We start from the raw sequence: 17,953 nt of genomic DNA, 5'->3' as shown, positions 1-17,953 counted from the left end.
GATCGGTGCGGAGCCGCTGCTCGGTAGCGGGTCGCGGACGACGATAACCGGAGAGGCGGCCGCTCCTTCCCGCCGATGAGCCGACGGTGCGGGCCCGGAGCGCTCGTTCCGGCTGCTCGCCGCAGTCGCCGTCCTCCGGGGTTCCGGGTGGATCCTCGGTTACCGTGGCGCCGGAGTGAGCGTGCGAAGGAGGCCGATATCCGGCCGGTCGTGCAGGAACCCCGACCCGAGGAGAACGGCGCCGTGACCGATGCCCCGCGCGACCTCGTCGACTACGTGGAGCAGTACCGGGCACTGCCGTTCGAGCCCCTGCAGATCGCGTTTCGCCGTCGGCGTGTCCTCGCCCGGGTCGCCGCCCACGGACCTCGCCGGCTTCTCGAGATCGGCTGCGGTGAGTCCCCGATCTTCCTGGACCTGCCGGGTCTGGAGACCGTGGTCGTCGAGCCGGCCCCGGCGTTCGCCGCGAACGCCCGGCGGTTGGCTGACGGGCGGCCGGAGGTCACCGTGCTCGAGCGGTACGCCGAGGACCTCGACGCCTCCGACGGCCCCTTCGACATGGTCGTCGTGAGCTGCCTCTTGCACGAGGTGCCCGACCCCCAGCGACTGCTCGCCGCCGCGCGCCGTCTGTGCGCCGCCGGGGGAGTGCTGCACGTCAACGTGCCGAGCGCCCGCTCACTGCACCGGCTCCTGGCGGTGGCGATGGGCCTGATCCCCGACGTGACGACCGAGTCCGACACCCAGCGCACGATGCAGCAGCGGGGCGTGTACGACGCCGCCGGCCTCGAGGGCGAGCTCCACCGCGCGGGGTTCGCCGTCACGCACCGGGGCAGCATCTTCGTCAAGCCGTTCACGCACGCCCAGATGCAGCACCTGGTCGACGAGCAGTTCCTGACGTCCCAGATGCTGGACGGGCTCGATGCGCTGGCACTGCTGCTCCCGGACCTCGGGTCGGAACTGTGGATGGACGCCGAGCCGGTCGATGCCTGATCACCGGGGATCCGCCGCGACCGAAGGAGCGCCGTTGAAGGCCCGCACGGACGAGCTCGAGCGCATCGCGCACACGTACCACCTCAATGACGACGTCCCCGACAAGTTCATCGAGGACGCCTGCCAGGAGCACTGCTGTGACTGGCTCGCCGCCCTGGTCTCCCCGCAGGACGTGGTGATCGAGCTGGGCGTCGGCGAGGGGATCACGCTCTCCCGGCTGGCCGCTCTGCCCCGCAGGTACGTCGTGGTGGAGGGGGCGCCCAGTCTCGCCGCCCAGGTGCGGGACGAGTACCCGTCGGTCGAGGTCGTGGAGGCCCTGTTCGAGCAGCACGTCCCCGACGAGCCGTGCGACAAGCTGATGGCGCTGCACGTCCTCGAGCACGTGGACGACCCTGTCCCGCTGCTCGAGCACCTGCGCACCTGGCTGGCGCCCGGTGGGGAGATGGTCGTCGTCGTACCCAACCGCCGGTCCCTGCACCGGCGGCTCGCGGTCCTGATGGGCCTGCAGCCCGAGCTCGACACGCTCAGCCCCAGAGACCACCTGGTCGGGCACCAGCGCGTCTACGACCTCCCGACGCTGGAGGACGACCTGCGCCGGGCCGGGCTGGAGCCGTTCGCTCGCAAGGGTCTGTTCTTCAAGCCGCTCCCCAACGCGATGATGCTCGACTTCTCCCCGCAGCTCGTCCAGGCGCTCAACGACCTCGGCGACGAGCTGCCCGCCGATCTCGGTGCCAACATCGCCGTCCGCGCGCGGCGTACGGACTGATCCCGTGACCTCGTCCGAGCCGCTCCTCGGTGGTGGCCTGCTCTTCTGCGATGCGCGTTTCCACGATCTCAACGGGGTCCCCGTCGGAGAGCGCCGGCGGTACGAGCACCGTTCCGACGGACGGCTGGTCGGGGTGCTCGACGGGGTCGCTGCCGACGACGTCTTCGTCTCCGGGCACAGCGCACCCTTCGGAGGCCCGGATCTGGTCGAGGCGACGCCGGTCGACGACGTCCTCGGGTTGGTCACCGGCGCACTGGCCGCATTCCGGGCCGACGGCATCCGGGAGGTCCGGATCCGCGCGCGGCCCCCGGTGTACTCGGCGGCCGAGCCGCTGCTGGAGTACGCGCTGCTGCACCTGGGGTTCACGGTGGCCCACTGCGACCTCAACCAGCACGTCGACCTGACAGGCGTCGACGGTGCGCCGGGTGTGCTGTCGCTCTTCAAGGACCGCCGCCGGCGCTACGTGCGTGCCGCACTGGGGCGAGCGCACGAATTGAGCGTGGTCGAGGGAGGCGAGGACCTCACGACGCTGCACCGGATCATCGCCGACAACCGCGTGGCCCACGGGCGCCCCCCCGGGCTGCCGCGCGAGTACCTGGAGCGGATGAAGCAGGCTTTCCCGGAGCGGGTCCGCCTGCTGCTCCTCCGGGAGGCGGGCACCCCGGTGGCCGCGGCCGTCGTGTACCGCGTCCTGACCGACGTCGACCAGGTCGTCCACTGGGCCGACGCCGGGGATGCGGATCGGAACGGGCGCCCCACGCCCATGGGTCTGCTCGCGTATCTCGTGCTCGCCGAGTCCCTGCGGACCGGCGCCCGGCTGGTGGACCTCGGCCCGTCCAGCGAGAAGGACGGGACGCCGAACCTCGGCCTGGTGAACTTCAAGCGCTCGGTCGGGGCGCTACCGGGCACGCGCAAGGTCTTCGTGGCGGGGCTCGACTGATGGCGCAAGTGGTGGTCGGCGGAACCGTCGCGGCGCTCGCCGCGGCCGACGCGCTGGCGTCCCGCGGACGTCCGGTGCGGCTGCTCCTCCCACGCAAGGGGGTCGGCGGCGGGTTCACGGCCATCGAGCGCGGCGGGCACCGCCTCGAACTCGGCATGCGCGTCCTCGAACTGCGCTACGAGGGGACGGCGACGGCGCCCCCGCTCGCCGAGTACCGGCCGGAGGGCGACGGGCACCGGCCCTTCGTCGGCCTGATCGACTCGTGGGTGCGGGAGCTGGTCGGTGCCGATCGGATCGTCGACATCGATGAGCCGGCCTCGTTCGTCGGTGGTCGACTCGGGCCCGAGGTGCTGCTCACGTCCGACCTGACCCGGGGCGCCGAGCTGGTCAGCGCCGAGGATGCTCGGCAGATCGCCGCCGAGGCGGAGGCAGCGGTCCGCGCGCACGGGCCCGCCGGCTGGCTCTCGGGGGAGGAACGTCACCGGCTGGGGACCGCCACCTTCGACGACGCCTCCCTCCACCAGCACGGGCGCACCTTCCACGAGCGCCTGATCGCGCCGCTCATCGGGAAGATGCGGCCCGGTGGCGGGCAGGACGTGCTCGCCACCCTCCGGCGCAAGCTGTGGATGCCGCTGTTCTGGCCGCAGACCGTGGCCGAGGTCTTCAGCGGGCGGTTGCCGGGCTTCGTCCCGGATCGGCCGCTCACGGTCGTCCGTCCCGGGGGGATGGGCCCCGTCGTCGAGGCACTGCTGGCACGCCTGCGCTCGCCGCTCGTCGAGGTGGTGTCCTGCGACGCCCTGACGGGTGTCGAGCAGGTCGGTGCGCAGGTGCGCATCGGACTCTCCGACGGTCGGGGAGAGGTCGCCGATCGTCCGATCCTGGGGGTGGGGGCGGGCGATCTGTTCGGCGCCGTGGGCATCCCCTTCGCGCCGAGCAAGGTCCACTCGGTGTTCGCGTGGGTGGGAGCGCGGGAGGCCGACGTCCGCCGTCTGCCCGGCTACCTGCACGTGCTGGACACCGACGTCCCGGCCTACCGCATCACCCCCGGCGAGCTCGACGACCGGACCGCGACGCGCGTCCTGTGCGTGGAACTGTCGTACGACGTAGCCAAGGACGTCGCTGCGGACGTGGCCCGGGACGTGCTGCAGCGGGTGGGCATCGTGGCCGAGGGTGCGCCGACACAGGACCTCGGCGTCTTCGCCGGACCCACGTTCACCGATCCGACGGCCGACAACGTCGAGACGCATGCCCGGGCCGTCGAGAGGCTGCACGCGCTCGGCCTGCCGGCGACCGTCATCGGTGGCGCGCGGGCGTTCGGGTTCGACTCGTTCAACGAGCAGGTGATCCAGGGCCTGCAGGCCGCCGAGACGGCCGGCTGAGTGGGCGAGTGACCCCGACCGGCCCCCTCCAGGGCACCGCCCAGAGCGTGCGAGGGGCGGGGAGGAGGGGGTCCTTTTCAGGCGTGCGTCATCGACAGCACGTCGAGGGCCTCGTCGAGCTGCTGCTCGCTGAGCTTCCCCTGCTCGACGTAGCCGCGCTCCAGCACGACCTGGCGGATCGTCTTCTTCTCCTTCAGCGACTGCTTGGCCACGATCGCGGCCTCCTCGTAGCCGATGTACTTGTTCAGCGGGGTGACGATCGAGGGCGAGGACTCGGCCAGCTCGCGGCAGCGCTCCACGTTGGCGGTGATGCCGTCGATGCAGCGGTCGGCCAGCAGCCGGCTCACGTTGCTCAGCAGCCGGATGGACTCCAGCACGTTGCGGGCCATCAGCGGCAGGGTCACGTTCAGCTCGAAGTTGCCGGTTGAGCCGGCGAACGCGACCGCGGCGTCGTTACCGATGACCTGCGCGGCCACCTGGACGGTCGCCTCCGGGAGCACCGGGTTCACCTTGCCCGGCATGATCGAGCTGCCGGGCTGCAAGTCGGGCAGGAAGATCTCGCCGAGGCCCGTGCGCGGGCCGGAGCCCATCCAGCGCAGGTCGTTGGCGATCTTCACCAGGCCGACGGCGATGGTGCGGAGCTGGCCGGAGGCCTCCACCAGCCCGTCCCGCGAGCTCTGCGCCTCGAAGTGGTTGCGCGCCTCCGACAGTGGCAGGTCCAGCTCGCCGGCCAGCTGCTCGATGATGGCGGCAGCGAACCCGGGCGGGGTGTTGATCCCGGTGCCGACGGCGGTCCCACCGAGGGGCAGCTCGCCGATGCGGGGCAGGGAGGCGCGGAGGCGCTCGACGCCGTACTGGACGGCGGCCGCGTAGCCGCCGAACTCCTGGCCCAGAGTCACCGGCGTCGCGTCCATCAGGTGCGTGCGCCCGCTCTTGACGACGTCGGCGAACTCGTCGGCCTTGCGCGACAGCGACAGCTCGAGGTGCTGCAGGGCCGGGATCAGGTCGCGCACGATCGCGCCGGTGGCGGCCACGTGGATCGCCGAGGGGAAGACGTCGTTGGACGACTGCGATGCGTTCACGTGGTCGTTCGGGTGCACCGGCAAGCCGAGCGCCTCGGTGGCCAGCGTGGCGATGACCTCGTTGGTGTTCATGTTGCTCGACGTCCCCGAACCGGTCTGGAAGACGTCGATCGGGAAGTGCTGGTCCCAGTCGCCCTGAGCGACGGTCGCGGCGGCGGTCTTGATCGCGGTGGCGATCTCGCCGTCGAGGACTCCGAGATCGGCGTTGACCGTGGCTGCTGCGCCCTTGATCGCCGCGAGGGCGCCGATGAGCTCGCGCTCGATGGGGGTGCCCGAGATCGGGAAGTTCTCGACCGCCCGCTGTGTCTGGGCACGCCACTTCGCCCACGCGGGAACGCGGACCTCTCCCATGGAGTCGTGCTCGATGCGGTACTCCGCGCCGTCCTTGTCGCTGGCCACGCTGTGCTCCCGGTGGTGTGGATGGTGACAGTGCTCCGGAAGGGACCCTAGACAGTGTCGTGAGGACCGCACGGTTCCGGCCCGGTCCGGGCAGGCCGATGACGGGGAGGCGGCGTCCGCCCGGTCGCGCGCGAGCCGAGCCCACAGGAGGGTCTGCATGACCCAGCCGCCGCCCTATCCCTCGGCCTCCGGCATGTCCGACCCGTACGCCTCGTCCGGCGTCGGCGGCTGGCCGGCACCGACCTGGGTCCCGACCTGGGACGCGCACCCTCCCGCGCCGCCGTTCGCCACGGCACCGCCGCGGGCGTCGAGCGCGGGCCGTGGGCCGCTGGTGCTGGCCCTCGTCGCTGCCGCGGGCGCCCTCGTCGGGGCGGTCGTCGCCGGGCTCCTGGTGGCGGTGCTGTTCTCGGCTGCGGCGGAGGACATCGGCCGCGGGATGGGGGAGGAGTTCTCCGGCTCCGTTGACGGCATGTTCGGCGTCCCGGACGAGGGCATGTGGTCCTCGGAGTACGTCAGCCCGGGTCCGGTGGAGGAGCACCCGGCGACCGCCCCAGGTCAGCTCGGGCCGGACCCGGTGCTCGACGCGTACGCGCAGGGCTGTTTCGACGGTGACATGCAGGCGTGCGACGACCTCTACTACGAGTCGCCGCCCATGTCGGCCTACGAGGAGTACGCCGGCACGTGCGGCGGACGGGTCAAGCAGTTCGCCGTCATGGCCTGCACCGACCTGGACTAGGACGGGGACGCGCCGAGCGCGCACGCTGGGCGCGGCCGAGATGGTGGAGGTCGGTGCCCCGGGGCCTTAGCATCCGCACCGCCGACCCATGCGTCTTCCGAGGAGTCTCCCCATGTCACAGCCGCCGTACCCGCCGCAGGGCGGCAACGAGCCCGGAGGTGAGCAGCCCGGTTCACAGGGTTGGAATCCGCCGGGCGGTGCGAACGACCCGACCCAGCAGTTCGGCACCCCCGGCGAGCGTGATCAGACGCAGCAGTTCGCGCAGCCGCCGTACGGCCAGCAGCCGGGTCAGCCGGGTCAGCCGCCCTACGGCGGGCAGCCGCCGTACGGGCAGCAGCCCCCCTACGGCCAGCAGCCGGGTCAGCCGCCGTACGGCCAGCCCCAGTACGGCCAGCAGCCGGGTCAGCCGCCGTACGGCCCGCCCGGTCAGCAGTGGGCCCCTCCGGGTGGGCCCGGTGGTCAGCAGCCGAAGGGCAACAAGAACACCCTCATCGCTCTGATCGTGGCCGGCGTCGTCGTGCTCGCCGCGATCGGCGTGGCGCTGTTCTTGCTGCTGGGCAACGACGACGAGAGCAACACCGCCAGCTCCACGACGACGGCTGCGACCTCGAGCTCGGCGTCGACGTCCAGCCGGTCGTCCACGTCGACCTCGCGGTCCTCGAGCTCCTCCAGCTCGGCGCCGACGAGCGGCAGCACCGACATCCCGCCCGCCACCGTGACGCCGGACGGTCTCGGCGACGACCCGGTCCTGAACCAGTACGCGCAGAGCTGCTACGACGGCGACATGCAGTCGTGCGACGACCTCTACAACGAGTCGGAGGTCGACTCGCTCTACGAGATCTACGGCGGCACCTGCGCCGGCCGCCAGCCGGTCGGGAACTCCGACACGGTGTACTGCGTCGACGCGTTCCCGGGGGCCTGACGCCCGGAAGGGATCGAACGCCCGGGCGACCCGGTACCTCGCGTGAGGTGCCGGGTCGCTCCGCGTCCCGGGCCGGCCCTCGCACCGCCGAGCCGGACTACGGTGCGGCACCGTGGAGGAGAACGAGTCCCCCGACCGTCCGCCTGCCGTTCGTGCGTCCGACGCCGACCGGGAAGCGGTGATCACCCGGCTCCAGACGGCCGTCGGTGAGGGCCGGATCAACCTCGACGAGTTCGGCCAGCGGGCCGACGCCGCCTACGCGGCCGTGACCACCGCCGAGCTCGACGTCCTCATGGCCGACCTCCCGGCGCAGCCCCGGCCGGCCGCGGAGATCGTCGGCATGCGGGCCCAGGAGGAGGTCCGGAGCGTCTTCGGCGACGTCGTACTGACGGTCGGGGCGGCGCCTCCGCAGCGGGTGAGCACCGTGTTCGGCGACATCCGGCTCGACCTGCGCACGCTGCGCACCGATGCCGACCGGATCGACCTCTACCTCAGCACCGGTCTCGGTGACGTCGACGTGATCGTCGCCGAAGGGGTGGACGCGGAGCTGCACGGACGAACGGTGCTCGGCGACCGGAAGGTCGAGCTCGCACCGGTGCAGCGGCTGGCCGGTACGCCGCTGATCGTCGTCCACGGGCGGACGGTGTTCGGTGACCTCCGCCTGCGCAGCCTGGCCCCGGGGGAGTCGCCCAGCCGGTGGCGAGCGCTGCTGGACCGGCTCGCCGAGCGCCAGCCGCCACCCCCGCAGCCGTGACCGGCGCGGGGGCCGGTCACGGGTCTACTCCTCGTCGTTCCGGTCGAACGGGACCGCCGAGTAGGCGCGCAGCTTCTCCAGGGAGTGCAGGCTCTCGATCGAGCGGATCGTGCCCGAGCGCGACCGCATCACCAGCGACTGCGTCGTGCAGCCGCCGGACCGGTACTGGACGCCGCGCAGCAGTTCGCCGTCGGTGATGCCGGTCGCGACGAAGAAGACGTCACCCCGCACGAGGTCGTCGATGTGCAGGACGCGGTCGAGGTCGTGCCCCGCGTCGAGGGCCTTCTGCCGCTCGTCGTCGTCCTTGGGCCACAGCTTGCCCTGCAGCGCGCCGCCCATGCACTTGAGCGCGCAGGCGGCGATGATCCCCTCCGGCGTGCCCCCGATGCCGAGCAGCAGGTCGACCCCGGTGCCCTCGCGGGCGGCGGCGATCGCGCCGGCGACGTCGCCGTCGGTGATGAACTTGATGCGGGCGCCGGCCTCGCGGACGTCCTGCACGAGTTGCTCGTGGCGGGGACGGTCGAGGATGCAGACGGTCACGTCGCCGACGGAGCTCTTCTTGGCCTTGGCGATGCGCTTGATGTTCTCGGCCACCGGCGCGGTGATGTCGACGACGTCGGCGGCGGCGGGACCGGTGGCGAGCTTCTCCATGTAGAACACGGCCGACGGGTCGTACATGGCGCCCCGGTCCGCGACGGCCATGACGGCGATCGCGTTCGGCATGCCCTTGGCCATCAGCGTGGTGCCGTCGATCGGGTCGACGGCGACGTCGCACTCCGGCCCCTGCCCGTCGCCGACCTGCTCGCCGTTGTAGAGCATCGGCGCTTCGTCCTTCTCGCCCTCGCCGATGACGACGACGCCGTTCATGCTCACCGTCCCGATGAGCGCCCGCATCGCGTCCACCGCCGCGCCGTCGCCGCCGTTCTTGTCGCCCCGGCCCACCCAGCGACCGGCGGCCATCGCCGCCGCCTCGGTGACGCGGACGAGCTCGAGGGCGAGGTTGCGGTCGGGTGCCGGCCGGTCGGTGCTGAACCCGCCGCTCGACGGGACGGGACCTGCGGGGACGGGCAGCGACACGGGACCTCCAGATCGGCCACCGGCGCTGGTGGCAATGGGGGCGAGCTCTCCTGCGATCCTAGGTGCATGACCGGAGTGGGCCCGACGAGCCAGCGACCCTCCCAGCCGCAGGACGACGCCGCTCCGGCGCCGGCCGAGAGCCCGGCGATCCAGCGGGCGGCCCGGATGAACGCGGCCAACATGGTGCGGTCGCTGCTGCCGCTCGTGGTGATCTGCCTCGTCATCGTGGCGTGGACGACGTTCCGGCAGAGCCCCGATGTCGACCCGATCCGCGAGATCGACCCGGCGACGACGGTCGACCTGGCCGCCGCCCGCGCGAGCTACCCGATCCAGTACCCCCAGGGCCTCGGGAAGGACTACGTCCCGACCAGCGCACGGACCGACGCCGGAGCCGCATCCGAGGGCGACCCGGTGACACTGGAGATCGGCTACGTGACCCCGTCCGAGGAGTTCGCCGGCTTCGTCGTCAGCGATGACCGGCGCGCTGAACCGCTGGCGAAGGTGCTGGACGGGGCTCAAGCGCAGGGGACGGTGGACGTCGAGGGCCGCTCATGGACCCGGTCCACCGCCCAGAACGGGGAGACCGTGCTGTCCCGGGAGGACGGCGTCGCGATCGTCGCGGTCAGCGGTTCGGCCTCGGACGAGGAGCTGGAGACCGTCGCGGCCGCCGTGGAGCCGTACTCCGCCTGACTTGCTACGGCCGCAATTCGGCGGTGGAGGAGCGCAATTGTGGCGAATGTCACGAGATGGTTACTCTCCGGAGCGCCGCGCGTCGGCGGTCCGTGGCTCACGGGACTCTTCCGTCCCACCAGTCACGCGAGCCACTCGCGCAGCATCCAGGAGCCCCCATGCCCCCTCGTGTTCTCTGCCCCGGCGGCGACCACCGGCCCCCCGCCACCGGCGGTTCGTGTGCCTGCGGGATGGTGACCCGGGTGCCGTCCCCCAGGCCTCCGGTGCGCCCTGGTCCGCTCGTGCCGCCCGAGGTCCGCGACATGCTCGCGCGCTGTCTCTACGACGGCCCGGGTGACCCGCTCGCGCCCGACGCCAACAACCACCGGCTCGCCGACATGCAGATCTCCCGACTCCTGCGACTCCGGGCCGACCGGGTGCTCGCCCTGTTGTCCGACGCCGGTCTCGTGGTCACCTCCGACGGACCCGCGCAGCGGGCCGCCTGACGCGGGCGGACGACGACGCCGGGTCAGTCCCGCCCGGCGTCGTCGACCGGCGCGGCGGCGGCAAGGCGTTCGCGGGCGCGGTCGAGCCAGTGCTGGCAGAGCTTCGCCAGCTCCTCGCCGCGTTCCCAGAGTGCGAGCGACTCCTCGAGGGTCAGCCCGCCGGCCTCCAGTCGGCGGACGACGTCGGCGAGCTCCTCGCGGGCTTGCTCGTAGGTGGTGGTCGGCTCGGCGTTCTCGCTCACGGCTGCTGATCCTCCTCGATGGGCGGTGTCTGGTCGGTGCTGCGGTCGACGCGAACCGGGAGCCGCCCCCCGGCCACGCGCACCCGGAGGAGTTCGCCGTCTGCCACCTCGGCGGGATCGCGGACCAGGGCGCCGTCGACCCGCTGCACCACCGCGTAGCCGCGCTCCAGCGTGGCCGCGGGGGAGAGCGCCGCGACCCGGGCGCGGGCGTGCTCGAGGTCGCGCTCGGCGCCCTCGACGCGGTGGACGAGAGTCCTCCGGGCGCGGGTGCGCAGGCCCAGCACGTCCTCCTCCCGCCCGTGCAGCAGGCGGTCCGGCGACGCGAGCACCGGGCGGGTGCGCATCGACTCCAGCCAGCGCGCCTGCTGCTCGAGCCGGCCGGTGAGGAGGTTCCGGGCGCGTGACCGCAGCCCGTCGACGAGGCGCCGCTGCTCGCCGATCTCCGGCACGATCCGATGCGCGGCGTCGGTGGGAGTGGCCGCCCGGACGTCGGCGACGTGGTCGACCAGCGTCGTGTCGGTCTCGTGGCCGACGGCGGTGACGACGGGCGTACGCGTCGCGGCGATCGCACGCACCAGCCCCTCGTCGGAGAAGGGCAGCAGGTCCTCGACGGACCCGCCGCCCCGGGCGATCACGATGACCTCGACGGCGGGATCGGCGTCCAGCCTGCGCAGCCCGTCGATGACGTTCTGCGCCGCCTGCGGTCCCTGGACGGCGCAGTTGAACATCTCGAAGCGGACGGCGGGCCACCGCCGGCGGGCGGTCACGAGGACGTCGCGCTCCGCGGCGCTGTCGCGGCCGGTGATCACGCCGACGACCGCCGGGGCGAACGGCAGCGGCCGCTTCCGGACGGCGTCGAAGAGCCCCTCCGCGGCGAGCAGTTGCCGGATCCGCTCGATGCGGGCGAGCAGTTCCCCCAGCCCGACGGCCCGGATCTCGGTGGCGCGCAGCGAGAACGAGCCGCGGGCGACGTAGTAGTCGGGCCGCGCGCGGACGATCACCCGCGAGCCCTCGGTGAGCTCCAGGTCCGGTCGCTCGGCGACGTCCCGGTGGCAGGTGACCGGCACCGACAGGTCGGCCGCCGGGTCGCGCAGGGTCAGGAACACCGTGGCCGCACCGCCGCGGCGCGAGAGCTGGGCGACCTGGCCCTCGACCCAGACCTCACCGAGCCGGCCGATCCAGTCGGCGATCTTCCGCGCCACCGTGCGCACCGGCCACGGTGCCTCGGGTGAGGAGGGTGCGGTCACGCCGCCGAGGGTGCCATGAGCTCCTGACGGCTCCCGTGCTCGCGGAGTTTCAGGCGCCGCGCGGTGCGAGCGGGCTGGACTCGACCGCCTGCTCCTCGAGCTTCTCGAGCCGGTTGCGCAGCATCGTGAGGTAGGGCGCGCGGGCGCGGGTGGCCTCCTCGTAGGAGACGAGCTCCTGGACGGTGCTCAGCGCGTAGCCGCGGAGTCGGCCCCGGAGCTGGGCGACCGAGAAGCTGTCGTAACCGTCGATCGGGGCGGTGCCGGCGGCCTGGGAGTTGGCGCTCGCGCCCTGGGTCTCGCCGGTGCCGGATGCGGCCACCGGGGTGCCGCTCTCGTCGGTCGCGGTGGAGGCGTCGTTCTCCGTGGCGGGCGCGTCGGCCGGAGGAGCCGGCTCGGCGTCCGCCGGGCTCTCGGGGGCCGCGACGCCCTCGTCGGTCACCGTCGCCTCGACCGTGTCGACCTCGCCGGCGGGCGTGAGGACGTCCACGGTGGTGGCGACGCCGGCCGTCGGCTCGGCGTCCAGGGTGTCGGCAGCGGTGGCCGAGTCCGTTGCGGGGGATTCGGCGGCGTCGGTGGCGGCCAGTGTTCCCTCGACGAGCGCGGTCTCCACCGCGGCGGCGTCCTCGGTCACCGCAGCATCTTCGGTGACCACGGCGTCCTCGGGGGCCTTCGCGGCCGCTTTGCCGGACTTCCGGGGCTTGGTCGCCTTGGCGGCCTTGGCCGGCTTCGGAGCCTTGGCCGACGTCGTCGGCTCGGAGGCGACGGGAGCGGTCTCCTCCAGCGTGGGGGCCTGGTCGACGAGCTCGTCGATCGCGATCTCGTCGAGGATCGCCTCGGCGTCCGGCGCCTCCTGGGCGAGCTCCTCGATCGTCTGACGACCGTCCTCGACCTGCTCGGCGAGGTCGTCCACGACGGCGGTGACCGCGTCGGCGGCCGGGTCGTCGGGGAGGTCGGCCACCTCCTCGTCGACGATCAGGTCGGCGCTCGCGCTGGTGGGCTCGGTGTCACCGGCGCGGTCGAAGGCGGATTCCCGGAAGCCGGTGGAGGCCGGCGCCGGCTCGTCGTCGTCGTCGAAGGTGGCCAGGCCAGGCTCGTCCTCGCCGCGCAGCCCGGTGAACAGCTCGTCGCCGCGGGCGACGAAGCCGGCGTACTGCTGCTGGACCTTCATCGCCTGCTGCATGGCCAGTCCGATGACGCGCACCGGCAGCCCGGGCAGCGTCTCGGGCAGCTTGCGCGCCTCGTCCAGAACGGTGGCGGCCAGACCAGCGGCCGCGCGGACAACCTCAGGGATTTCTCGAGCCATGGGCACACCCTGCCCCACAACTTCCAGCGCGACACCCGATGTGTCCAGATCCACCCGGCGAGGTGGTGGTGTCCGGTTCCACCCCGCAGCCCCGGGGGACGTGCCCCCGGCCCACCTACGATGGGGGCATGGCTGAGCAGCGTGGACGTGTCCTCCTGGCCGACCCGCGGGGGTACTGCGCCGGCGTGGACCGTGCGGTGGTCGCCGTCGAGCGCGCGCTGGAGATCCACGGTGCCCCCGTGTACGTCCGGAAGCAGATCGTCCACAACAAGCACGTCGTCGCCACTCTCGAGCGCCGCGGGGCGATCTTCGTCGAGGAGACCGACGAGGTGCCCGAGGGCTCGGTGGTCGTCTTCAGTGCCCACGGCGTCTCCCCGGCCGTGCACGAGGAGGCCGCGGCGCGGCAGCTGCGCACGATCGACGCGACCTGCCCGCTGGTCACGAAGGTGCACCAGGAGGCGAAGCGGTTCGCCCGCGACGACTTCGACATCCTGCTGATCGGTCACCGCGGTCACGAGGAGGTCGAGGGCACCGCCGGTGAGGCGCCGTCCCACATCCAGCTCGTCGACGGTGCCGACGACGTGGCCAACGTCCAGGTGCGCGATCCCGAGAAGGTGGTCTGGTTGTCGCAGACCACGCTCTCGGTGGACGAGACGCTGGCGACGGTCGACCAGCTCAAGAACCGCTTCCCTGGGTTGCAGGCACCGCCGAGTGACGACATCTGCTACGCCACGCAGAACCGGCAGCAGGCCGTGAAGCAGATGGCCGGCGAGTGCGACCTGGTGATCGTCGTGGGCTCGACCAACTCGTCGAACTCCGTGCGGCTCGTCGAGGTCGCGCTGGAGGCGGGCGCCCGTGGCTCCCACCTGGTCGACTTCGCCTCCGAGATCGACCCGGCCTGGCTCGACGGCGTGGGGACCGTGGGGGTCACCAGTGGCGCCTCGGTGCCGGAGATCCTCGTCAGCGAGGTGCTGGACTGGCTGGCCGAGCGCGGCTACCCGGACGTCGAGACGGTCAAGGCCGCCGAGGAGCGTCTGGTCTTCGCCCTCCCGCACGAGCTGCGCCAGCGACGGGCCGTCACCGGCGACTGAGCTCGCGCGGGCGGAGCGCTGAGGGGCAGGTTCCCGTCCGGGCTGCCGATACCTACCGGAGTACTCCTCTGTCCTCCGAGGGCTGCACCGGACCCGCGCCCGCCTGACGTGCCGGGGCCAGCGGTCCTCCTGCGAGGCGCCTGCTCCGGAAGGGTCTTCTCCGACGATGAACGTTCTGCTGACCACCGTTGGTCACATCGGCTCCGACTACTACCGCGTCGAGGAGCCGGCCCGGGCGGTCGGGGAGTCCGGGCTCGGGGTCCGCGTCACGGTCCAGAGCGGGCTCACGACGAGCATGCGGCCGTCGTCCGCCGGTGGGGTACCGCAGATCAGCGACGTGGACGCCCAGGGTGCCGACGTCGTGGTGCTCCAGCTGCCGAAGACGCCGGCGATGCTCGACTGCATCCGCATCCTGCAGGCGCAGGGCGTGGCCGTGGTCGTGGAGATGGACGACCTGCTGTCCGCGGTCCCCTTCGGTCACCCCGCCCACGGCACCCTCGTTCGCAAAGGCCTGGCCCGTATCGCTCTGGAGTGCGCGAGGGCGGCCGATTTCGTGACGACGTCCACGCCGCTGCTGCTGGCGGAGTACGCCTCTCGCGGCCGGGGAGCTGTCGTCCCCAACGCCATTCCGCGCCGGATCGCCGAGCTGCCGCCGGCCTACGACCGGGTGCCGGAGATCGTCACCGTGGGATGGACGGGCGCGGTGCTCGGGCACCCGTACGACCTGCAGGAGATGGGCACCGGACTGCAGCAGGCGCTGGCCTCCACCCGCGGCACCAGTCGCTTCACGATCCTGGGGCAGAAGGAGGACGCGCGGCAGCGGCTGGCGCTGACGGAGGAGCCCGGGCACGTGCCCTGGATCCGGGAGGTCGACGGGTACGCGGGGGCGATCGGCGAGCTGTTCGACGTGGGCGTCGCGCCGCTGCGCGACGACCGGTTCAACACGGCCAAGAGCTGGCTGAAGGTTCTGGAGTTCGCGGCGCGGGGGGTCTACGTCGTGCGCTCGCCGAGCGCGGAGTACGAGCGCCTCGGCCTCGGGATGCGCGCCCGGTCTCCGCGGGACTGGGCGAAGTGGATCACGAAGGGCATCCAGGACGCCGAGCATCGTCGGGAGCACGCCGTCCGTGCGCGGGAGACCGTGCTGGCTGCACACCTGACCGAGCACACGGCAGCGCACTGGGTGGACGCCTGGCAGCAGGCCATCGACGTCCGCGTCCGCGCCGGGCGCAAGGGCGCGTAGCGGGTCGGTTCTCGCGGAGCGCTCAGCCGCCGGTGCCGTCGCGCGCCACCAACGGCTCGTCATCCTCGAGCAAGTCGAAGGAATCCGGCGATGCCGGAGCCTCGGGACGCAGGGCACGGATCGTGGCCTCCAGCGGTTCCGGCTCGGGCACCGGGCTCTCGGCGATGCCCAGGTCGTCGAACCGGCGGGCCGCCGTCAGCACCGAGCGCTCGTAGGAGCCGACCGTCTCGTTGAAGCGCGTCATCGTGGTGCCGAGGGCCGAGCCGAGGCGGGTCAGGTGCCCGGACAGCGTGCTGAGCCGCGCATGCAGCCGGCGACCGACCTCGAGCACCTGGTCGGCGTCGCGGGCGAGCCGCTCCTGCCGCCACGAGTAGGCGACGGTGCGCAGCAGCGCGAGCAGCGTGCTCGGGGTCGCCAGGACGACGTCGCGGGCGAACCCGTACTCGAGCAGCCCGGGCTCGGCCTCCAGGGCGGTGGTGAGGAAGCCGTCGGAGGGGACGAAGAGCACGGTGAACGGCGCGGCCGGGCGGAACGCCGTCGGGTAGCGGCGTGCGGCGAGGGCGTCGACGTGGGCGCGGAGCTGGCGGGCGTGCATCTGCACGCGCTGGTCGCGGACCGCCTGGTCGGTGGCCTGGACCGCCTCGATGTAGCCGCTGAAGGGCACCTTGGCGTCGACGATGACCTGTCGCCCATCGGCCAGCGTCACGATCAGGTCGGGCCGGACCCCGGCGCCCTGGTCGTTGACCCCGGACGGCTGCTCGACGAAGTCGCAGTGCTCCAGCAGCCCGGCCACCTCGACGACCCGGCGCAGCTGCACCTCACCCCACCGGCCCCGCACGTGCGGGGTGCGCAGCGCGGTGACCAGGGCCGCCGTCTCGTGCTTCAGCTGGTCGGACGTCTGCCCGACGGTGCCCATCTGCTCGCGCAGCTCGCCGTGCGCGGTCGCCCGCGCACGTTCCATCCCGGCGAGCAGCCGGTGCAGGTGGTCCAGCGACTCGTGCACCGGCTCGAGACCGGACCCCTCGGGCCGGCGGCGGGCCGACAGCGTGACGACGCCGAGGGTGACCGCGGTGGCCAGCAGTGCGCCGAGGAGGAGACCGGTGAGCAGGGAAGCGGCGTCCATGCCCCGGAGGGTGCCGGAGGGGTCCGACAACTCCGCGGAGGTCGGGTGGGACCCGCGGCCCCGGGGTGCCGGCCGTGGGGCCGGCGACAGCTCGTGGCGTCGCGTCCGGCGCGAACCGGAACCATGGCGCAAGGTGACGTGATGACCGACACCTCTGAGCCGCTGGCCCGGCCCGGCGCCATCCATCACGTCCGGCTGACGGTGACCGACATCGCCCGATCCAAGGACTTCTACGTGCGCCTGCTGGGGGTGGGGCCCGCCGCTGACTTCAGTGACCAGAGCGGTGACCCGGCTGTGCAGGAGGACCCGGCGCGCCTCTACGGCGGCTGTGTTTTCTCCGTGGGCGACCAGTTGCTGGGACTGCGTCCGGTGGCTGAAGCAGGAGATCGCTTCCGGTCCACCAGGGTGGGGCTCGACCACCTCAGCCTCGCTGTCGGATCACCCGAGGACCTGCAGGCCGCCGCGGCCCGTCTGGACGCAAGCGGCGTCGACCACGGTGAGGTCACGGAGCTGGCCGGCTTCGGGATCGCCATCCTGTCCGTCCAGGACCCAGACGACATCAATCTCGAACTCACCGCCCCCTTACCCAGCTGACAGCTCAGGCGGAGAAGGGGGCGTGCTCCGCCTCGTGGTCGAGCAGTAGGCGCTTGACCGGCGTCCCCCAGCGGAAGCCGCCCAGGCCGCCGTCGGACCCGAGGACCCGGTGGCAGGGCACGAAGAGTGCGGCGGCGTTGCGGGCGCACGCGTTCGCGGCTGCCCGGACGGCGGCCGGCCGGCCACAGCGGGCGGCGAAGGAGGCGTAGCTGTCCGGGTGCCCCGCGGGCACCGTGCGCAGGATCTCCCACGCCTCGGTGAGGAACGGGCCCGAGCGCTGGCTCACCCGGACGTCGTCGATGGCGGTGACCTCGCCGGCGAAGAACTTCTCCACCACGTCGAGGACGGGGAGGTCGTCGGCCCGCAGCGACGAGACCGGTCGCAGGGTCGGATGGATGACGGGCAGCAGGTCGCCGAGGTCGGCGGTCCAGCCGCTGGCGAGGACGACGTCCCGGCCCTCGGCGTCGGTGCTGACCACGACGGTGAAGGGACCGGGCGGCGTGGCGATGGTGGCGTGGCGGGCGGAATGGGACAGGGCGGTCATCAGGCGCTCCTCGGGAGGGCGGATCCAGTTGTGGTCGGACGGGTGAAGAGAGACGGCACGGCGAGTGCCCAGAGGTGCAGGACGGCGTAGGACCGCCAGGGGCGCCACCGCGTGGCGGCGTCCGCGTCGGTGCTGCCCAGCGCGGTGAGCGACTTCCGCAGGGCGAGGTCGCCGGGGAGCCAGACGTCGGGATCGGCCAGGCCGCGCAGCCCGACCAGTGCCGCCGTCCACGGGCCGATCCCGGGGACGGCGAGCAGCGCCCGGGCGGCCTCCGCGCGGTCGGCGCCGGGGTCGAGGGCGATGTCCCCGCCGGCCAGCGCCGACGACAGCGCGTGCACGGTGCGGCGCCGGG

19 protein-coding genes and 1 pseudogene are annotated in these 17,953 nt (G+C 72.8%); 12 read left to right on the top strand and 8 right to left on the bottom strand.

The genetic code is table 11. The annotated features are described in order from the left end of the window. The first annotated feature begins 210 nt into the window (after positions 1 to 210). Genes E4P38_RS20570 through E4P38_RS20555 form a run of 4 tightly spaced genes read left to right on the top strand, consistent with a single transcriptional unit; the run spans position 211 to position 4,072 of the window. Positions 211 to 987, top strand: coding sequence for a class I SAM-dependent methyltransferase (locus E4P38_RS20570; RefSeq protein WP_167760649.1), 777 nt, complete (start codon positions 211 to 213; stop codon positions 985 to 987). Positions 988 to 1,021: 34 nt separating this feature from the next. Further along, positions 1,022 to 1,753: a class I SAM-dependent methyltransferase gene (locus E4P38_RS20565; protein WP_167760648.1), complete on the top strand. Its 732-nt coding sequence runs from the start codon at positions 1,022 to 1,024 to the stop codon at positions 1,751 to 1,753. A gap of 4 nt (positions 1,754 to 1,757) precedes the next feature. Continuing rightward, positions 1,758 to 2,693, top strand: coding sequence for a GNAT family N-acetyltransferase (locus E4P38_RS20560; RefSeq protein WP_135133852.1), 936 nt, complete (start codon positions 1,758 to 1,760; stop codon positions 2,691 to 2,693). Then, the gene (locus E4P38_RS20555; protein WP_135133851.1) at positions 2,693 to 4,072 is read left to right on the top strand and encodes an NAD(P)-binding protein; all 1,380 of its coding nucleotides are present in this window, start codon (positions 2,693 to 2,695) and stop codon (positions 4,070 to 4,072) included. The genes E4P38_RS20560 and E4P38_RS20555 overlap by 1 nt, the downstream gene beginning before the upstream one ends. Positions 4,073 to 4,149: 77 nt before the next feature. Here E4P38_RS20555 and E4P38_RS20550 read toward each other — a convergent pair whose 3' ends face one another. Next, the gene (locus E4P38_RS20550) at positions 4,150 to 5,553 is read right to left on the bottom strand and encodes a class II fumarate hydratase (RefSeq protein ID WP_245161197.1); all 1,404 of its coding nucleotides are present in this window, start codon (positions 5,551 to 5,553) and stop codon (positions 4,150 to 4,152) included. A gap of 157 nt (positions 5,554 to 5,710) precedes the next feature. Here E4P38_RS20550 and E4P38_RS20545 point away from each other — a divergent pair, with 157 nt between their 5' ends. The 3 genes from E4P38_RS20545 (at position 5,711) to E4P38_RS20535 (ending at position 7,965) form a co-directional block, all read left to right on the top strand. Continuing rightward, a complete protein-coding gene (locus tag E4P38_RS20545) occupies positions 5,711 to 6,289 on the top strand; it encodes a hypothetical protein (RefSeq protein ID WP_135133849.1) in 579 nt (192 codons plus the stop codon). 112 nt (positions 6,290 to 6,401) lie between these two features. Then, complete coding sequence (locus E4P38_RS20540) at positions 6,402 to 7,211, top strand: hypothetical protein (protein WP_135133848.1); 810 nt, start codon at positions 6,402 to 6,404, stop codon at positions 7,209 to 7,211. Between the two features lie 112 nt (positions 7,212 to 7,323). Continuing rightward, positions 7,324 to 7,965 (top strand): DUF1707 domain-containing protein, encoded by a 642-nt coding sequence (locus tag E4P38_RS20535; protein WP_135133847.1) that lies wholly within the window; start codon positions 7,324 to 7,326, stop codon positions 7,963 to 7,965. A 24-nt stretch (positions 7,966 to 7,989) separates the two neighbouring features. On the opposite strand, the gene glpX is transcribed toward E4P38_RS20535, so the two are convergent. After that, complete coding sequence (gene glpX / locus E4P38_RS20530; RefSeq protein WP_280791098.1) at positions 7,990 to 9,042, bottom strand: class II fructose-bisphosphatase; 1,053 nt, start codon at positions 9,040 to 9,042, stop codon at positions 7,990 to 7,992. A gap of 66 nt (positions 9,043 to 9,108) precedes the next feature. Here glpX and E4P38_RS20525 point away from each other — a divergent pair, with 66 nt between their 5' ends. Together E4P38_RS20525 and E4P38_RS20520 are read left to right on the top strand one after the other, a co-directional pair. Further along, on the top strand, positions 9,109 to 9,732 hold the full coding sequence (locus E4P38_RS20525) for a DUF4245 domain-containing protein (RefSeq protein WP_135133846.1): 624 nt from the start codon (positions 9,109 to 9,111) through the stop codon (positions 9,730 to 9,732). Positions 9,733 to 10,034: 302 nt separating this feature from the next. Continuing rightward, entirely contained in the window at positions 10,035 to 10,217 is a 183-nt protein-coding gene (locus E4P38_RS20520; protein ID WP_135133845.1) for a hypothetical protein, read from the top strand. A gap of 23 nt (positions 10,218 to 10,240) precedes the next feature. Here E4P38_RS20520 and E4P38_RS20515 read toward each other — a convergent pair whose 3' ends face one another. From E4P38_RS20515 to E4P38_RS20505, 3 genes are read right to left on the bottom strand one after another with little or no spacing between them, the layout of a single operon-like run. Continuing rightward, positions 10,241 to 10,459, bottom strand: a complete 219-nt coding sequence (locus E4P38_RS20515) for an exodeoxyribonuclease VII small subunit (RefSeq protein WP_135133844.1) — start codon at positions 10,457 to 10,459, stop codon at positions 10,241 to 10,243. Continuing rightward, positions 10,456 to 11,706, bottom strand: coding sequence for an exodeoxyribonuclease VII large subunit (xseA, locus tag E4P38_RS20510; RefSeq protein ID WP_135133843.1), 1,251 nt, complete (start codon positions 11,704 to 11,706; stop codon positions 10,456 to 10,458). Before xseA ends, E4P38_RS20515 begins: the two co-directional genes overlap by 4 nt. 49 nt (positions 11,707 to 11,755) lie before the next feature. Next, positions 11,756 to 13,009, bottom strand: a complete 1,254-nt coding sequence (locus tag E4P38_RS20505; protein WP_135133842.1) for a hypothetical protein — start codon at positions 13,007 to 13,009, stop codon at positions 11,756 to 11,758. 128 nt (positions 13,010 to 13,137) lie between these two features. On the opposite strand from E4P38_RS20505, the gene E4P38_RS20500 reads away from it, so the two are divergent. After that, positions 13,138 to 14,100, top strand: a complete 963-nt coding sequence (locus E4P38_RS20500; protein ID WP_135133841.1) for a 4-hydroxy-3-methylbut-2-enyl diphosphate reductase — start codon at positions 13,138 to 13,140, stop codon at positions 14,098 to 14,100. Positions 14,101 to 14,266: 166 nt separating this feature from the next. Next, a complete protein-coding gene (locus E4P38_RS20495) occupies positions 14,267 to 15,340 on the top strand; it encodes a glycosyltransferase (RefSeq protein WP_135133840.1) in 1,074 nt (357 codons plus the stop codon). Positions 15,341 to 15,362: 22 nt separating this feature from the next. Here the strand turns inward: E4P38_RS20495 and E4P38_RS20490 are convergent, their stop codons facing one another. Further along, entirely contained in the window at positions 15,363 to 16,463 is a 1,101-nt protein-coding gene (locus tag E4P38_RS20490; RefSeq protein WP_245161196.1) for a DNA recombination protein RmuC, read from the bottom strand. Positions 16,464 to 16,604: 141 nt separating this feature from the next. Here E4P38_RS20490 and E4P38_RS20485 point away from each other — a divergent pair, with 141 nt between their 5' ends. Next, positions 16,605 to 17,057 (top strand): VOC family protein, encoded by a 453-nt coding sequence (locus E4P38_RS20485; RefSeq protein WP_135133883.1) that lies wholly within the window; start codon positions 16,605 to 16,607, stop codon positions 17,055 to 17,057. Between the two features lie 4 nt (positions 17,058 to 17,061). Here the strand turns inward: E4P38_RS20485 and E4P38_RS20480 are convergent, their stop codons facing one another. Together E4P38_RS20480 and E4P38_RS20475 are read right to left on the bottom strand one after the other, a co-directional pair. Beyond that, positions 17,062 to 17,601 (bottom strand): methylated-DNA--[protein]-cysteine S-methyltransferase, encoded by a 540-nt coding sequence (locus E4P38_RS20480; RefSeq protein WP_135133839.1) that lies wholly within the window; start codon positions 17,599 to 17,601, stop codon positions 17,062 to 17,064. Next, positions 17,601 to 17,953 (bottom strand): annotated as a pseudogene (locus tag E4P38_RS20475) (DNA-3-methyladenine glycosylase 2 family protein); the annotation flags it as partial. The pseudogene E4P38_RS20475 and the gene E4P38_RS20480, both read right to left, overlap by 1 nt.

It is taken from the genome of Blastococcus sp. CT_GayMR16, assembly GCF_004570875.1.
In the GTDB taxonomy this organism is placed as follows: Bacteria; Actinomycetota; Actinomycetes; order Mycobacteriales; family Geodermatophilaceae; genus Blastococcus_B.
The sequence above is the reverse complement of the archived record's forward strand: the minus strand, read 5'-3'. Positions and strand labels throughout refer to the sequence as shown.

Coding starts and splice junctions, on each gene's coding strand:
- E4P38_RS20485 (WP_135133883.1), top strand. CDS start 16,605: ATGACCGACACCTCTGAGCCGCTGGCCCGGCCCGGCGCCATCCATCAC.
- E4P38_RS20520 (WP_135133845.1), top strand. CDS start 10,035: ATGCTCGCGCGCTGTCTCTACGACGGCCCGGGTGACCCGCTCGCGCCC.
- E4P38_RS20545 (WP_135133849.1), top strand. CDS start 5,711: ATGACCCAGCCGCCGCCCTATCCCTCGGCCTCCGGCATGTCCGACCCG.
- E4P38_RS20525 (WP_135133846.1), top strand. CDS start 9,109: ATGACCGGAGTGGGCCCGACGAGCCAGCGACCCTCCCAGCCGCAGGAC.
- E4P38_RS20490 (WP_245161196.1), bottom strand. CDS start 16,463: ATGGACGCCGCTTCCCTGCTCACCGGTCTCCTCCTCGGCGCACTGCTG.
- E4P38_RS20505 (WP_135133842.1), bottom strand. CDS start 13,009: ATGGCTCGAGAAATCCCTGAGGTTGTCCGCGCGGCCGCTGGTCTGGCC.
- E4P38_RS20540 (WP_135133848.1), top strand. CDS start 6,402: ATGTCACAGCCGCCGTACCCGCCGCAGGGCGGCAACGAGCCCGGAGGT.
- E4P38_RS20555 (WP_135133851.1), top strand. CDS start 2,693: ATGGCGCAAGTGGTGGTCGGCGGAACCGTCGCGGCGCTCGCCGCGGCC.
- E4P38_RS20480 (WP_135133839.1), bottom strand. CDS start 17,601: ATGACCGCCCTGTCCCATTCCGCCCGCCACGCCACCATCGCCACGCCG.
- E4P38_RS20500 (WP_135133841.1), top strand. CDS start 13,138: ATGGCTGAGCAGCGTGGACGTGTCCTCCTGGCCGACCCGCGGGGGTAC.
- E4P38_RS20495 (WP_135133840.1), top strand. CDS start 14,267: ATGAACGTTCTGCTGACCACCGTTGGTCACATCGGCTCCGACTACTAC.